At 64.1% G+C, this 679-nt stretch carries 1 protein-coding gene; it reads left to right on the top strand.

From position 1 onward, the window contains the following. Positions 1–276 precede the first annotated feature (276 nt). A partial coding sequence (locus EXE42_RS16275) for an Lrp/AsnC family transcriptional regulator (RefSeq protein WP_137706988.1) occupies positions 277–679 on the top strand: 403 nt, incomplete at its 3' end.

Consider the following 679-nt stretch of genomic DNA (forward strand, 5'->3'; position numbering starts at 1 on the left):
CGCCGCATTCGCGTCTCTGTCGGCCTCGAACCCGCACGCCGGGCAGACGAGTTCCTCGTGGTCGTAGTGCTCCTTGAGCCGTTCGAACGGGGAGCGGCTGCGATCCGACGCCATACGCGACGCTCTGTTTTCGAACAACAAAAAATTACCCCGTATAAGTGCGGTATACGTATTTGAGTCGTTTCGAATCCGCGTTTCTCGAAACGATCCTCGGGCACGGGGCGTCGTCGTGTGAGGGGCAAAACGTCTTTGGCCGGATAGCCAGTAGCTGGGGCCATGACGTACCGCCCCGACGAGATCGACCGTCGGATCCTCTACTACCTGGGGATGAACGCGAGGGACACGTCCGCGCCGATGATCGCCGAGGAGGTGGACGTCACCCCCGCGACGGTCCGCAACCGCATCAACCGACTGGAGGAGCAGGGAGTCATCCGGGGGTACCACGCCGACATCGACTACGAGAACTCGAACGGGAAGGTGACGACGCAGTTCACCTGTACGGCCCCCGTGAGCAAGCGGTCGGCGCTCGCCAACGAGGCGCTGTCGACCCCGGGGGTGATCCAGGTCCGAGAGCTCCTCGCCGGGCAGGAGAACCTCGTGGTCACCGCCGTCGGCGAGGACACGACGGACATCAACCGCATCGCGCAGCAGCTCTCCTCGGCCGGGGTGACCATCGAGC

This window comes from Halorubrum sp. SP3 (genome assembly GCF_005435195.1).
Lineage (GTDB): Archaea > Halobacteriota > Halobacteria > Halobacteriales > Haloferacaceae > Halorubrum > Halorubrum sodomense.